The following is a 15,016-nucleotide window of genomic DNA, read 5'->3' as shown; positions in this document are numbered from 1 at the left end:
GGCTTGTTGTTTGTTCAGTTATCCGACTACGAACTACTTCAGAGCAGCCGCGAAGCTATCCTCCAGAATGCTTAAGAGATGATCGGCATTGGCGCGTGTGAAGATCATCGGCGGGCGCATTTTCAGAACATTGTCGAACGGGCCTTCGGTTCCCATCAAAATGCCGCGTTCGCGCGCGCCATCATTGATTTTCTTGGCCAGCGCCGTCGCCGGTTCCTTGGTCTTGCGATCCATCACCAGTTCGATACCGAGGAACAGCCCCTGCCCGCGCACATCGCCAATAATATCGAAGCGCTTCTGCATCGAGCGGAACCCGTCGATGAGATAATTGCCGATATCGAGCGCGTTGCGGCGCAGATCATTGCGCTCAATGACATCCAGCACTGCCAGACCCGCCGCGCAGGAAACCGGATTACCGCCGAATGTGTTGAAATATTCCATGCCATTGTTGAAGCCGTTGGCTATTTCGCGGGTCGTTACCACAGCCGACATCGGATGGCCGTTACCGATGGGCTTGCCCATGGTGACGATATCCGGCACCACATCCTGCATTTCGAATGCCCACCAGTGGCTGCCGACACGGCCGAAGCCGACCTGCACCTCGTCCGCGATGCAGACACCGCCAGCCGCCCGCACCATCCTGTAGACTTCCTGCAGATAACCTTCCGGCAGGAAGACCTGACCGGCAACGCTCGGGATCGACTCGGCGATGAAATAAGCCGGGCCGCGTCCAAGGCTTTTGATGGCCTCAATCTGCTCGGCAATGCTTTCGGCAAAACGCTTGCCATGTTCCTGCAACGGCCAATTTTCCGGCGCGCGATAGCTGTCGGGAATAACCGCTTCGAACACATGGTCCGGACGTCCCTTGCCGCCCTTGCGCTTGTATTTATAGGGGCTGAGATCGATCAGCTCCTGCGTCGTGCCGTGATAGGCCCAGTCGAGCACCAGCGCATCGCGCTGGCCTGAATGCGCGCGTGCCATGCGCAGCGCCAGACTGTTCGCTTCACTGCCCGAACAGGCAAAAGACGCCACCGTCAAACCTTCAGGCAAGGTCGCTGTCAGGCGTTCCGCATAGGAAACGATATTGTCGTGCAGATAGCGCGTATTGGTGTTGAGGATCGCAGCCTGTCTGGCGATCGCTTCCACCACTTGCGGATGAGCATGACCGAGATGGCAGACATTGTTGAAGCAATCGAGATAGGCGCGACCCCGATTGTCGATCAGCCATGCCCCTTCGCCGCGCACGAACTTGATCGGCTCGGAATAGGAGATGGAGAGGTTCGGCAGCAAAATGTCCTTGCGTGCGCTGACGATTTCGGCGCGCGTGCGTCCTGTCTGATGGAAGGCTTCCGCCGGAATATCGGCAAGGACTGCGGCATCCGGGAAAATATCGGCCCACACATCGAGATAAGCATTCTCGCCGACACCTAGAATTTCCGCTGCCGTGAGGCCGGTATCGGTCGAAATCTGGAAATGGAGATGCGGCGTCCAGCCACCATTCTCATGCATGTCGCCCATAGGGCCAACGAGATCACCGGCGGCGAGCTTTTGCCCCGGCTTGAGGCGGGACACAGCCTCATGCGCCATATGGCCCCAAAGCGTGATGAAAGGCGGGCAGCCTTCCGGCTGATGCTCCAGCGCGATCAGCCCGCCATAGCCAAGCGGCGCGGTCTCGATCTCGACGCTTTTCACAGTGGCTGCAAGCGGCGTGTAGACGGGCGTACCTGCAGGCATGAACAGGTCGAGCCCCAGATGGTGGACACGCCGCTCGCCTTCGACAAAGCGGGAACGAAACGCCTCATCGGTATAAACGGTACGATTTTCTCCCCACGGGCCGATGCCCAGTTCCACATGGTTGCGGGCACAGAAATCGTCCCACCAGGCCGTTGCTTCCTTCGGGCGCTGCGCGGCGGAATCGACTGTCATCACATGGGCCGGATCGCCATAAGGCACCAGCGCCTTGGTCATGGTCGCCGGATGCGGGCGGACGATGGAGGCGAAGTTCTTTCGGTTGGCGCTGATCCAGTCGCGGACCGCACCGGCACCGTCGACAGCATCGAAACCGCAGGCCTTGCGCAAAATGGCGGTCGCAAAGCGCGGGTTCATGGCATCGAGCTTGTGCAGAAGCCGCCATGCAGGCGCTTCACTGATCGCAAGATAGGGATTATCGCCGGTCTTTTCGCGGCGCGAGGCCGACAGTGTCACGCTGGTGACGAGGCGCATCGCAATCAGATCGAATATGAGGTCGATTTCCTGCGGCAAAAGCGGATATTTCGCATGGAACCCGGCAGCAAGGGCAGCGGCGGCACCAATCGGGTCGTCCATATCCAGAATGGAATAGGCAGCGGCAATCGCCACTTCGGCAACCAGAACGGTGTGAACCGCATCGCCGAAATCGATCAGCCCGGCGATACGCTCGTTGTCCTGCGGGTCGACCAGCACATTCCAGTCATTGGCGTCGCTGTGGATCACTTGCGCGCGCTGGAGCGGCAGTTTCGGAGCCACATCACGCTCGAAACGAACAAGGAAACGCTCGACGACGGCACGATCTTCCGGCTTGTCGATGAAATGCAGGCGATCACGCGCCCGGCCCGCATGGCGCACGTCCCAGTCGAAATCGCGCAAGGCGCCCGGATGAATGAAGCCCTGCAAGGCGCGGTCCAGTTGCCCCAGTGCACCGCCCAGATTGTGCATCAGCGTGTTGGTGCGCTTGACCTCGGCCAGCGGCGTGCCGGGAAGCCAGCTTGCCACCCGCAGCGCATGCGGCTTGCCCGCTTCCTTTTCGGCAGAAGCCAGAACCTCGCCCGACAGGCTCGCCTTCAGGCGCGGCACGGCGAGCGCCGGATCGGCCTTGGCCAGATGCTGCAGGAGCGCGGTCTGGAACTCACTTTCCACGCGCGGCTCGCTCGCATTCACGACCTTCAGAATCCAGTCCCCTGATCCATTGCCCGTCTTCAGCCGGAAATTGCGGTCGCGCTCACTGTCGAGCGGTGAAGCACTTGCCGTCACACCGAAATGAAGCTGGGCCAGCACTTCGGCCTCTTGCGCAGAAAAGTCGGGGGCGGGATGCGAGATATCGGTCATGGGAGGTGCTTCACGGGTTGAATATGAATGGGAGATCATAGGATCAGCTTGGCATGTCCGCGATTTTCAGGCATCAGACAAGACGTCGGTCAGACCGGCACTTTGCCGGAATGAACCGGCACATTTACGGCAGCACGAAAGAACCGACCATGCGGGAACTGGATGCGAAAGATCGCGAGATACTGGCCATTCTTTCCAAGGAAGCGCGCATACCGCTGAAAACGCTGGCGGGGCGTATCGGCCTGTCCCGCAGCGCAACCGGCGAGCGCGTCGCCAATCTTGAAAAGAACGGTGTCATACGCGGCTACAGGGCCGACATAGGCCAGATCGACAAGAATGTCATCCGCGCCATGATCCTCGTCAGCCTCAAACGCACCCCGGCCCTCGGTCTTCTCGATGAACTGGCGCGACACGCCGAAGTGCGCCGGGTCTCCTCGGTGAGCGGTCAGCTTGATCTTATCGTCGAGGTTGAAGTGCCTACCATCGATCGTCTCAACAGCCTGCGCGATCTCATCGCTACCCATGAAACTGTAGAGGATCTCACTACTGCAATCGTTCTTCGTCGTGATATCGAGCGCGAAACTGTTTGAAACAAGACTCCACAACTTTAGTCTGGATCATTGCAATTTAAGGTAGACATTCCACCCCAAGTCGAACATAACGCCCCTGGGTTGAAAAGGAGGGGACATGAGAACGCTCAATTTATTCATTATCGGGTTCGGTTTTACCGCGCTCGTCATCACATGCATTTTCGCCATTGGCGGGGGCACGATCTAGAGCGGTTTCAGTTAAGACGGAATCGTAGAGCCGCTCTATCTCTTTGTTTTTACGCATTATCCTACGCATCGAAGCGGGATCAGAAATCAGTCCAGTGAACTGATTTCCCCACGTAGACGCTTCGCACTTTTGCTGGAAATGCTTTGACCGGCAACGAACGACCATCTCACTATAATTCATGCCCGCAGCAGGGGTTCCCCAAGGAAGATTGCTGAAGACTCGCGCACAGCGCGGATCATGAAATCGCTCAGCACCCGGATTCGCGGTGCGGCCACGACGTCGATATGGCAGCTCATCCAGTATTCACGCACCAGATGCATTTCACGCGGCAGAACCGGAACCAGTTCCGGATGCCGGCTGGCGATAAAATAAGGCAGGACACATAGGCCATATCCGATCTGCGTGGCGATAAGCTGCGCATGGATGCTGGAGCTTTGATAGGTACAGCGCTGCCCCGGCAGGATTTCGCGCATATAATCGAGGCCAGGCGTGAAAACCATGTCGTCGATATATCCGATGAAGGGATGCCGGGCCATATCCTCGCGCGTCCTGATCGGCGGATGCCGCTCCAGATAATCGCGATGTCCATAGATGAAAAGACGATAAGGCGTCAGCTTCTCGCTGTGATAGGGACCCGTGCGCGGCATATGCAACGTGATCGACAGTTCCGCCTCACGACGTGACAGCGACATGATCTGCTGGATCGTCACCACTTCCACAAACAGGCTTGGATAGGATTGCGCCAGCACTGGCAGGCGGTCGGCAAGAAAGAAATTGCCGAAACCTTCCAGCGTCGAAAGGCGCACGACACCCGACAGCGCCGCCAGATTGCCGGTGGCTTCGGTGTGGAACTTCATCGCCTCGCGTTCCATGACCTCGGCAGACACCACCAGCCGTTCGCCGATCGGCGTCAGCAGATAACCGCGCGGATTGCGCTCGAAAAGCTTGGTCGAAAGGGCCTGCTCGAGCCGGTCGATCCGACGCAGAACAGTGACATGGCTGGTGCGCAATTGCCGTGCAGCCGTGGAGAGCTGGCCGGTGCGCGCGACCGCCAGAAAATATTGCAGATCGTCCCATGTGAACTGCCGCATGCACCCCTCCCAAACAATTGCAGTCGCTTCTGCCTCTGTATCTGTACGTTTTTGAACAGACAGTGTTCAAAAATTGTTGTTCGTGTACGCATTTGTCAATGCTACCGTTCTAATTCAAAGTCCGAGCGGAGGAACAAATCGGGCGCAAGGGAGGGATGAACGACAAAGAGGATAAGTCGTTTTCCTGTCTGGAAAGACTACTTGAAGGAGAATGCCGTGCGGTTTTCCCGTTACGGTTTATAGTGTTATTGGGAGGAGCACTTCATGAAATGTCTCGCACTTGCAACGGCAGCGCTGTTCGCCGCCACGGCTATCTCGTCGGCAGCGGAAATTTCCGACGGCAAGGTCAAGATTGGCATTCTGAACGATCAATCCGGCGTCTATGCCGATTTCGGCGGCAAATGGTCGTTCGAGGCTGCCAAGATGGCTGCCGAAGATTTCGGCGGCAAAGTGCTCGATGCGCCGATTGAAATCATCACCGCCGATCACCAGAACAAGCCGGACGTCGCCTCGAACATTGCGCGCCAATGGTACGACACCGAACAGGTCGATTCCATCATGGAACTGACGACCTCGTCAGTCGGCCTCGCCGTGCAGGCCCTGTCGAAAGACAAGAAGAAGATCACCATCAACACAGGCGCTGCCACATCGGAACTGACGGGCAAGCAGTGCACGCCTTATGGCTTCCACTGGGCCTATGACACTCATGCGCTTGCAGTCGGCACCGGCGGCTCGCTCGTGCAGCAGGGCGGCGATACCTGGTTCTTCCTCACCGCCGACTATGCCTTCGGCTATTCGCTGGAAGAGCAGACGACCAAATTCGTCGAATCCAAGGGCGGCAAGGTGCTTGGTTCCGTGCGCCACCCGCTGGCAACCACTGATTATTCCTCCTTCCTGCTGCAGGCACAGGCCTCCGGTGCCAAGGTGGTCGGCCTCGCCAATGCTGGTCTCGACACATCGAATGCTATCAAGCAGGCGGCTGAATTCGGTATCGTTGCCGGTGGGCAGCGCCTCGCGGCTCTGCTCTTTACCCTGTCGGAAGTGCACGGTCTCGGTCTCGAAGCCGCTCAAGGGTTGACACTGACGGAAGGCTTTTACTGGGATCGCGACGATGAATCGCGTGAATTCGGCAAGCGTTTCTTCGAGCGGACCGGCCGTATGCCAAACATGATCCAGGCAGGCACCTATTCCGCCGTCACCCAGTATTTGAAGGCGATCAAGGAAGCAGGCACGGACGAAACTGAAGCCGTCGCCAAGAAGCTGCATGAAATGCCGGTCGAAGATGTCTTTGCCCGTCATGGCAAGGTCGGCCCCAACGGTCGCATGATCTACGACATGTATCTGATGGAAGTGAAGAAGCCGGATGAAAGCAAGGCGCCTTGGGATTACTATAAGGTGCTGGACACCATTCCCGGCGATCAGGCTTACATGAAGCCGGAAGAAAGCGGCTGCCCGCTGGTAACGCAGTAAGAGGCTGGTTGAATGAACGCAGCAACTGGCAATATGGCGGCCCTGCATGAAGCAGGGCCGAACGGTGGAGGCTCATCCGGCGGTCGGACCGTTCTGTCGGCGCGCGGACTGGGCAAGTCTTTTGGCGGCTTTCACGCGGTCAAGAATGTCGATCTCGACGTGGAACATGCTCGCGTTCACGCGCTGATCGGCCCGAATGGCGCAGGCAAAACCACGGTTTTCAACCTCCTGACCAAGTTCTTGCAGCCATCGAGCGGTGAGATCACACTTCTTGGCGAAACCATCACCAAAACCGATCCGGCCAAAGTGGCCCGCATGGGGCTGGTGCGCTCATTCCAGATTTCGGCCACCTTCCCGCATCTGACGGTGCTGGAGAATGTGAAGGTCGCGCTGCAGCGCCCCAACGGACTTGCCACGCAGTTCTGGCGTTCATTGTCAGCACTCGACCGGCTTGATGCACAGGCGACCGAGCTTCTGGAACGCGTCGGCCTTGCCGATGCCCGTTATGCACAGGCCGCCGATCTGTCCTACGGCCGCAAACGCGCGCTCGAGATCGCCACCACGCTGGCGCTTGACCCCAAAGTGCTGCTGCTCGACGAGCCGATGGCGGGCATGGGCCATGAAGACGTCCACACCATTGCCGCCCTCATTGCCGATGTGGCGAAGGATCGTGCGGTGCTGATGGTCGAGCACAATCTCAAGGTGGTGGCCGATATCGCTCACCATGTCACGGTGTTGCAACGCGGCGAGATTCTCGCCTCCGGCAGCTATGCCGACGTCTCAAAGGACGAGCGCGTGCGCACCGCCTATATGGGAACCGAACATGAATAAAGGCCAACCGCTCCTGTCCGTGCGCGGGCTGAATGCCTGGTATGGCGAAAGCCACGCCCTGCATGGCGTCGACCTCGACATTTGGCCGGGAGAAACCATCACGCTTCTGGGCCGTAACGGCGTCGGCAAGACCACCACATTGCGCGCAATCATGGGCATCATCCGCAAGCGCACCGGCACCATCACACTGGACGGCAAGGACATCATGCGCGTGCCGCTGCATCGCATTGCCCATGCTGGTCTCGGTTTCGTGCCGGAAGAGCGCGGTATCTTCGCCACGCTCAGCGTGCATGAAAACCTGCTTTTGCCGCCCGTCGTCGCCAAGGGCGATCAAGGGGGCAGCCAGAGCATCATGTCTCTGGATGAGATCTACGAACTCTTTCCCAATCTGCATGAGCGCCGCAACAGCCCCGGCACCAAGCTGTCGGGCGGCGAACAGCAGATGCTGGCGATTGCACGCATCCTGCGCACCGGGGTCAAGGTGCTGCTGCTCGACGAGCCGACCGAAGGTCTGGCGCCCGTCATCGTGCAGCGCATCGGCGACGTGCTGGTGGAGCTGAAGAAGCGCGGCATGACCGTGCTTCTGGTCGAGCAGAACTTCCGCTTTGCCGCCAAGGTCGCCGACCGCTTCTACCTCATGGATCATGGCGTGGTGACGGAAAACTTCCCGACCGCCGAACTGCCCGCCCGCATGGCGGCGCTCACGCACGCGCTGGGAGTCTGAGACAATGACCATGATCTTCGGAATACCTCTGCAGGCACTTCTCGGGCAACTGCTGGTCGGCCTCATCAACGGCTCGTTCTACGCTATGCTGAGCCTCGGCCTTGCGATCATCTTCGGGCTTTTGCGCATCATCAACTTCGCCCATGGCGCGCAATATATGCTTGGCGCTTTCGTCGGCTATCTGCTGTTGAGCTGGCTCGGCATCGGCTACTGGCCAGCGCTTGTTCTAGCGCCCCTCACCGTCGGACTTGGCGGTGCGATCATCGAGCGCGTGGCCCTGTCGCGGCTCTACAATCTCGATCCGCTTTATGGCCTGCTCTTCACCTTCGGCCTTGCGCTGGTGATCGAAGGCACGTTCCGCTATTATTATGGCGCTGCCGGGCAGCCTTATGCTGTACCGCCATCGCTTGCAGGCGGGCATAATCTCGGCTTCATGTTCCTGCCGAACTATCGCGCCTGGGTAGTCGTTGCCTCGCTTTTTGTCTGTCTCGGCACCTGGCTTCTGGTCGAAAAGACCAAACTCGGCGCCTATCTGCGAGCCGCGACTGAAAACCCCACGCTGGTCAAAGCCTTCGGCATCAATGTGCCGTTGCTCCTCACCTTCACCTATGCGCTGGGTGCTGCCCTTGCCGGTGTTGCAGGCATCATGGCGGCCCCGATCTATCAGGTCAGTCCACTGATGGGCTCCAACATCATCATCGTGGTCTTTGCCGTGGTGGTTGTCGGCGGCATGGGCTCGATCCTTGGCGCCATCATCACCGGCTATGTGCTGGGGCTGGCGGAAGGTCTGACCAAGGTCTTCTATCCGGAAGCCTCCAGCATCGTCATCTTCGTCATCATGGCTATCGTCCTTCTGGTTCGACCCGCCGGACTGTTCGGGAAGGAGGCCTGACATGGCTGATACCGCTCTCAAGGCTACTCCCAAGGCAACTGCGGCCCCGCGCGACAGCAAGGCACCTGCCGTCAAAAGCCTCTCGATCATCGTCCTCAGCATCGCGCTGGTCGGACTGCTGGCTGCCCCCTTCATGGTCTACCCCATCTTCCTGATGAAGATGCTGTGCTTTGCGCTGTTCGCTTCCGCCTTCAACCTCCTGCTTGGCTATACAGGCATTCTCTCCTTCGGCCATGCGGCCTTCTTCGGCGGCGCGGCCTATATCACGGCTCATACCGTGAAAGTCTGGGGTGTGACACCGGAACTGGGGCTGGTGCTCGGCGTTCTCGCCGCAGCAGCCCTTGGCCTCGTCATCGGCTATCTCGCCATTCGCCGTCAGGGCATCTATTCGACGATGATTACGCTGGCATTGGCGCAGATGTTCTTCTTCTTCTGCCTGCAGGCATCCTTCACCCATGGCGAAGATGGCTTGCAGGGTGTGCCGCGCGGTTATCTCTTCGGCATCATCGATCTCAACCAGCCCATGAACATGTATTATTTCGTGCTGGCCGTGTTCGTCCTCGGTGTGTTCGTTATCTGGCGCATCATCAACTCGCCCTTCGGCATGATCCTGAAGTCGGTGCGCGAAAACGAAAACCGTGCCGTCTCGCTCGGCTATTCCGTCAACCGCTACAAGCTTGCAGCCTTCGTCATGTCGGCAGGGCTTGCAGGACTTGCGGGCGGCTTGAAGGCGCTCGTCTTCCAGTTTGCAACGCTGACCGATGTCGGCTGGCAGATGTCGGGCGAAGTGATCCTGATGACGCTTCTCGGCGGCATCGGAACGCTTATCGGCCCCATCGTCGGCGCAGCCTTCGTCGTCGCACTGCAGAACTATCTCGCAACATCCGACTTCCCGGTCACAATCGTAACGGGCGTCATCTTCATGGCATGCGTCCTCCTCTTCCGTAAGGGAATCGTGGGCGAATTCTATGCATCGCGGATTGGAAAGAAACTCTTCGGCTAACCAACATTTCGGGAGCCGCACGCTCGTTCGATAGCGGCTCCGTCTTTTACTGGATATGAGATCATGACCGACACCTACGATTACATCGTGGTTGGCGCGGGCACGGCAGGTTGCGCCCTTGCGAACCGGCTTTCCGCAGACCAGAACCGTTCCGTGCTGCTGCTGGAGGCAGGCGGAAAGGACAATTACGCCTGGATTCACATCCCGGTTGGCTATCTCTATTGCATCGGTAATCCACGCACCGACTGGTGCTTCACCACGGAAGCCGAACCGGGGCTGAACGGTCGTTCGCTTGGCTATCCGCGCGGCAAGGTGCTGGGCGGCTGCTCCTCCATCAATGGCATGATCTATATGCGCGGTCAGGCCCGCGACTACGACCTGTGGCGTCAAGCCGGATGCGAAGGCTGGGGCTGGGATGATGTCCTGCCCCTCTTCAAAAAATCGGAAGACTATTTTACAGGCGCCAGCGATCTGCACGGCGCGGGCGGCGAATGGCGCGTCGAAAACGCCCGCCTGCACTGGGATATTCTGGATGCCTTTCGCGATGCAGCAGTCTCTGCGGGCATCCCCGCCACCGACGATTTCAATGGCGGCGACAATGAAGGCGTATCCTATTTCAAGGTCAATCAGAAGCGTGGCATTCGCTGGAATACCGCCAAGGCCTTTCTGCGTCCCGCTCTGGGTCGCAACAATCTGACGGTCGAAACCGGCGCGCATGTGCGCCGCATCGAGATCGAGGATCTGCGCGCCACCGGCGTCACTTTCGACCAGAACGGCACCACCCGCACGGTAAAGGCAAAGCGCGAAGTCATTCTGGCTGCCGGTGCGGTCGGATCGCCGCAAATTCTCGAATTGTCGGGCATCGGGCGCGGCGACGTGCTGCAGCAGGCGGGCATCCCTGTGAAGCTGGAGCGCAAGCAGCTTGGCGAAAACCTGCAGGATCATCTCCAGCTACGCTGCGCATATAAGGTTACAGGCATTCCGACCCTCAACGAAAAAGCCAACAAGCTGTTTGGCAAGGCGATGATCGGGCTGGAATATCTGCTGCGTCAATCCGGCCCCATGTCGATGGCGCCAAGCCAGCTCGGCGTTTTCACCCGTTCGGACCCGTCCTTTGAGACCGCCAACCTGCAATATCACGTGCAGCCGCTGAGCCTGGAAAAATTCGGCGAAAACGTCCACCCCTTCCCTGCCTTCACGGCAAGCGTGTGCAATCTGCGCCCCGACAGCCGCGGTTCGATCCACATCAAGTCGCCGGATCATCGCGCCCAACCGGCAATCAGACCGAATTATCTCGCCGCCGAGAGCGACCGTCGCGTTGCCGCCGACGCTATCCGCATCACGCGCCATATCGTGGCGCAGGCACCGTTACAAAAGTTCAGCCCCGAGGAGTTCAAGCCGGGTCCTGCTTACGAAACGCAGGAACAGTTGGAAATGGCCGCCGGCGATATCGGCACGACGATTTTCCATCCGGTCGGTACCTGCCGCATGGGACAGGACGTGGAAGCAATCGTCGATCCCCGCCTGCGCTTGAACGGTATTGCGGGGCTGCGCGTCGCCGACGCCTCGGTCATGCCGACGATCACTTCCGGCAACACCAACTCGCCGACTCTCATGATCGCCGAGAAGGCCGCTCAGATGATTATTGCGGATAACCGATAAGCAAGCCAGATGGGCGGAAATGGCAATCCGCTCACCGTCTCGTGAACGCAATTTCGGCATCATGGGTTCGGCAAATTCTGAAATAATTTTCCTTGTTTATTGCCCGACAAAAGGGAATTATCGGCAACAAGGTGGGCAGGGGGAGAAAGATCATCTCAAAAGATCGTTTTCCAGGACCGGCTCTCCACAGTCTTTGAACAAGGAAAACAAAATGTCGTCAGTCCTTTCCCGCTACACGCTGACCCGTCGCGCCGGTCTGAAAGCCCTTCTCTTCACCGCAGCCGCACTGACCGTCGGCTTCGCTTCCGCACCGAGCCACGCAGAAGACAAGACCATCAAGGTTGGCATCATGGGCGGCGAAGACGAAGACGTCTGGAAAGTCGTTGCCGAAGAAGGCAAGAAGCACGGCCTCAACATCGAGCGCGTGACCTTCAACGATTACAACCAGCCGAATGAAGCTCTGGAACGCAAGGAAATCGACGCCAATGCCTTCCAGCACAAGCCTTACCTTGACGAACAGATCAAGCAACACGGCTACAAGATTTCCGTCGCCGGCTACACCGCCGTCTGGCCGATCGGCATCTATTCCCGCAAGGTGAAGAGCCTTGACGAGCTGAAGGAAGGCGCCGTCGTCGGCGTGCCGAACGACCCGACCAATGAAGGCCGTGCGCTTCGCGTTCTGGAAGCCCACGGTCTCATCAAGCTGAAGCCGGATGCGGGCATTCTCGCAACGCCAATCGATATCGTTGAAAACCCGAAGAAGATCGAAATCAAGGAACTCGACGCCGGTGTCGTCGGCCGTTCTATCGATGACCTCGATGCAGCGATCGTCAACAACGACTGGGCTGCGAAAGCTGGTCTGAAGAAGGAAGAAGCGATCGGCTGGGAATCCAAGGAAAACAACCCATACAACAACTTCATCGCGGTCCGCACCGAAGATGAAAATGCAGAGTGGGTGAAGAACCTCGTGGCTTCTTTCCAGAACGACGCCGTGAAGGCCGAACTGGACCGCGTTTACAAAGGCACCGGCATCCCAGCCTGGAATTAATTGCTTTTGAAGCTTGAAAGTCCGCGTCGGAGCCGTTTCCGGCGCGGACTTTATTGACGTACCGACAAAAATTGCCCTAAAGCATCGCCACAGCAAAAGCTGATGGCTTGAGCCAGGCATCATCCTTCCTTGAAGCCTTATCGAATACAACAAGCCGCTGCCCGCAGCGGCCTATCCAGACATAGAAGAAACGACCGTGACCATTGAAAAGCCACCCGCCGCATCAGCGCCTATCGTCGAAATGAAAGACGTGCGCCGAATGTTCGGCGATACGGCTGCCATCAACGGCGTTTCGCTTTCCGTCGCGCGCGGTGAAATCCTTGGCATCATCGGTCGCAGCGGCGCGGGCAAATCAACGCTGATCCGTTGCGTCAACGGCCTTGAAAAGCCGGATGCCGGTTCGATCCTGATCGAAGGGCGCGAAATCACCGGCCTTGGCGAAGACGCACTGCGCCCCGTGCGCCGCCGCATCGGCATGGTGTTCCAGCATTTCAACCTGCTGTCGGCCAAGACCGTTGCTGAAAACATCGCCCTGCCCCTGAAGATCGCTGGCAAGCCGAAGGCAGAACGCGCCAGGCGTGTTGCGGAACTTCTGGAACTGGTCGGCCTTTCCGACAAGGCAAAGCAATACCCCGCCCAGCTTTCCGGCGGCCAGAAACAGCGTGTCGGCATTGCCCGCGCTCTTGCCGCTGAACCTGCCGTGCTGCTTTCGGACGAGGCGACATCCGCGCTCGACCCGGAAACCACGCAGTCTATTCTGGCGCTGCTGAAAGATATCAACACCAAGCTCGGCCTCACCATCCTGCTCATCACGCATGAGATGGAAGTGATCCGTCGCATTGCCGACCGCGTCATCGTGCTCGACCACGGTGCAATCGCCGAGGAAGGTCCGGTCTGGAAAGTCTTCGCCAACCCGCAATCGCCGGTAACGCAAAGCATGTTGCAGGTGCTGACGCCGGAACTGCCTGCCGTCTGGCGCGATCGCCTGGAAAAATCCGGCGATCTCGCCGTGCTGAAGGTCAAACTGTCGGGCGCAGCCGCAAAAGGCGCGTTCTTCAACGATGTCGCTGCTGCCACCGGCGTGGCGCCGCAGCTCATCCATGGCGGTATGGATACGATCCAGGGTGAGCCGGTCGGCACGCTCTTCATCGGCCTGCCCGCAGAGGACAAGGCGAAACTCGACGCCGCAATCACCTATCTCAACACCCATGCAGACGCCACGGAGGTACTCGGCTATGTCTCAGGCAATGCTTGATCTTCTCTGGCGCTCCTTCTGGGAGACCATCATCATGACCGGCTTTTCGAGCCTGATCTCGCTCGTCGTCGGTCTGCCGCTGGCACTCATCATGATCCTGACGGAGCGTGGCGGCCTTGCACAGAACCTGACGCTGAACACGATCCTTGGCGCCATCATCAATGGCTTCCGCTCGGTTCCGTTCATCATTCTGCTGGTTGCGCTCATTCCCGTCACGCGCTTCATCGTCGGCACATCCATCGGCACATGGGCGTCCATCGTGCCTTTGTCCATTGCCGCCATCCCCTACTATGCGCGCATTGCGGAAGTATCGTTGCGTGAAGTGGATCACGGCCTGATCGAAGCCGCGCGCTCCATGGGCGCAAACCGCTGGACAATCGTGCGCGAAGTGCTGGTTCCCGAAGCCCTGCCGGGCATCGTCGCGGGCTTTACGGTCACGATCATCACTCTGGTCGGCGCATCGGCGATGGCGGGCGCCATCGGCGCAGGCGGCCTCGGCGATCTTGCCATTCGCTACGGCTATCAGCGCTTCGAGACGCAGATCATGATCGCGGTCGTGATCATTCTCATCATCATGGTTTGCGGCATCCAGTGGATCGGCGACCGGCTGGTGAGCCGCCTCGACAAGCGTAATCTTCGAGCTTGATTAGAGCGCCACGCTCCTTATTGGGCGCACGAAGGTGCTCTAACAGTTTAAATTAAGCAGCAAGCCTGCCTATCTCTTCCTCTCGCGGAAACCCGCTTCCAGCGTGTTTCCGTCGGGGTCGAAGACCAATGCCGCGTAATAGCCCATTTCCTCCGGCCCCTGATAGCCAGGGCCGCCGCTGTCCTTGCCGCCCGCTTTCAGCGCGGTTTGATGAAAAGCCTCGACCGCCTCACGGCTTCCTGCCGTAAACATCAGATGCAGGCGGTCACCGGGCTTGTCCTCACCATCACCTGTCCCATCCGGGCTGCCATGGATCCACAGAAACGGTACCGGCGCCCGCTCTCCCCCACTGACGAAGAAGCCGGTGCCCGAACGGGCAATGACCTCCAGGCCGAGTTCTGGCATGCAGCTTTCGTAGAAAGAAAGGCTGCGATTGACGTTACGGGCTTTGAATCCGATGTGATCGAAGAGCGACATGAGATTCAATATATCGCGGCCAACTATAAAGAAAAGCGGCGCTTTCGATTTTGGAA

Annotated in this window: 13 protein-coding genes; 10 read left to right on the top strand and 3 right to left on the bottom strand. The window is 58.8% G+C overall.

Annotated elements, in window-relative coordinates; genetic code table 11:
- Positions 1–33 precede the first annotated feature (33 nt).
- Positions 34–3,084 (bottom strand): aminotransferase class III-fold pyridoxal phosphate-dependent enzyme, encoded by a 3,051-nt coding sequence (locus tag FIB18_RS15545; RefSeq protein WP_140021566.1) that lies wholly within the window; start codon positions 3,082–3,084, stop codon positions 34–36.
- 149 nt (positions 3,085–3,233) lie between these two features.
- On the opposite strand from FIB18_RS15545, the gene FIB18_RS15540 reads away from it, so the two are divergent.
- Positions 3,234–3,674, top strand: coding sequence for an Lrp/AsnC family transcriptional regulator (locus FIB18_RS15540; RefSeq protein WP_071633156.1), 441 nt, complete (start codon positions 3,234–3,236; stop codon positions 3,672–3,674).
- A 363-nt stretch (positions 3,675–4,037) separates the two neighbouring features.
- Here the strand turns inward: FIB18_RS15540 and FIB18_RS15535 are convergent, their stop codons facing one another.
- A complete protein-coding gene (locus FIB18_RS15535; RefSeq protein ID WP_140021565.1) occupies positions 4,038–4,952 on the bottom strand; it encodes a LysR family transcriptional regulator in 915 nt (304 codons plus the stop codon).
- Between the two features lie 264 nt (positions 4,953–5,216).
- Here FIB18_RS15535 and FIB18_RS15530 point away from each other — a divergent pair, with 264 nt between their 5' ends.
- The 9 genes from FIB18_RS15530 to FIB18_RS15490 all read left to right on the top strand — a co-directional run bounded on the left by FIB18_RS15530 (position 5,217) and on the right by FIB18_RS15490 (position 14,483).
- Positions 5,217–6,422, top strand: a complete 1,206-nt coding sequence (locus FIB18_RS15530; RefSeq protein WP_109987344.1) for an ABC transporter substrate-binding protein — start codon at positions 5,217–5,219, stop codon at positions 6,420–6,422.
- 12 nt (positions 6,423–6,434) lie between these two features.
- Positions 6,435–7,253, top strand: a complete 819-nt coding sequence (locus FIB18_RS15525) for an ABC transporter ATP-binding protein (protein ID WP_140021564.1) — start codon at positions 6,435–6,437, stop codon at positions 7,251–7,253.
- Positions 7,246–7,977: an ABC transporter ATP-binding protein gene (locus tag FIB18_RS15520; RefSeq protein WP_140021563.1), complete on the top strand. Its 732-nt coding sequence runs from the start codon at positions 7,246–7,248 to the stop codon at positions 7,975–7,977. Before FIB18_RS15525 ends, FIB18_RS15520 begins: the two co-directional genes overlap by 8 nt.
- A 4-nt stretch (positions 7,978–7,981) precedes the next feature.
- The gene (locus FIB18_RS15515) at positions 7,982–8,869 is read left to right on the top strand and encodes a branched-chain amino acid ABC transporter permease (RefSeq protein WP_140021562.1); all 888 of its coding nucleotides are present in this window, start codon (positions 7,982–7,984) and stop codon (positions 8,867–8,869) included.
- Position 8,870: 1 nt separating this feature from the next.
- Positions 8,871–9,872, top strand: coding sequence for a branched-chain amino acid ABC transporter permease (locus tag FIB18_RS15510; protein WP_140021561.1), 1,002 nt, complete (start codon positions 8,871–8,873; stop codon positions 9,870–9,872).
- A 63-nt stretch (positions 9,873–9,935) separates the two neighbouring features.
- A complete protein-coding gene (locus tag FIB18_RS15505) occupies positions 9,936–11,534 on the top strand; it encodes a GMC family oxidoreductase (RefSeq protein ID WP_140021560.1) in 1,599 nt (532 codons plus the stop codon).
- A 211-nt stretch (positions 11,535–11,745) separates the two neighbouring features.
- The gene (locus tag FIB18_RS15500; protein WP_140021559.1) at positions 11,746–12,582 is read left to right on the top strand and encodes a MetQ/NlpA family ABC transporter substrate-binding protein; all 837 of its coding nucleotides are present in this window, start codon (positions 11,746–11,748) and stop codon (positions 12,580–12,582) included.
- Positions 12,583–12,778: 196 nt separating this feature from the next.
- Complete coding sequence (locus FIB18_RS15495; RefSeq protein WP_140021558.1) at positions 12,779–13,837, top strand: methionine ABC transporter ATP-binding protein; 1,059 nt, start codon at positions 12,779–12,781, stop codon at positions 13,835–13,837.
- Positions 13,818–14,483 (top strand): methionine ABC transporter permease, encoded by a 666-nt coding sequence (locus FIB18_RS15490; protein WP_140021557.1) that lies wholly within the window; start codon positions 13,818–13,820, stop codon positions 14,481–14,483. The genes FIB18_RS15495 and FIB18_RS15490 overlap by 20 nt, the downstream gene beginning before the upstream one ends.
- A 69-nt stretch (positions 14,484–14,552) precedes the next feature.
- Here FIB18_RS15490 and FIB18_RS15485 read toward each other — a convergent pair whose 3' ends face one another.
- Entirely contained in the window at positions 14,553–14,960 is a 408-nt protein-coding gene (locus FIB18_RS15485) for a VOC family protein (RefSeq protein WP_140021556.1), read from the bottom strand.
- Between the last annotated feature and the right edge of the window lie 56 nt (positions 14,961–15,016).

Source organism: Brucella pecoris (assembly GCF_006376675.1).
Lineage (GTDB): Bacteria > Pseudomonadota > Alphaproteobacteria > Rhizobiales > Rhizobiaceae > Brucella > Brucella pecoris.
This window is presented reverse-complemented; position numbering and strand designations above follow the sequence as displayed.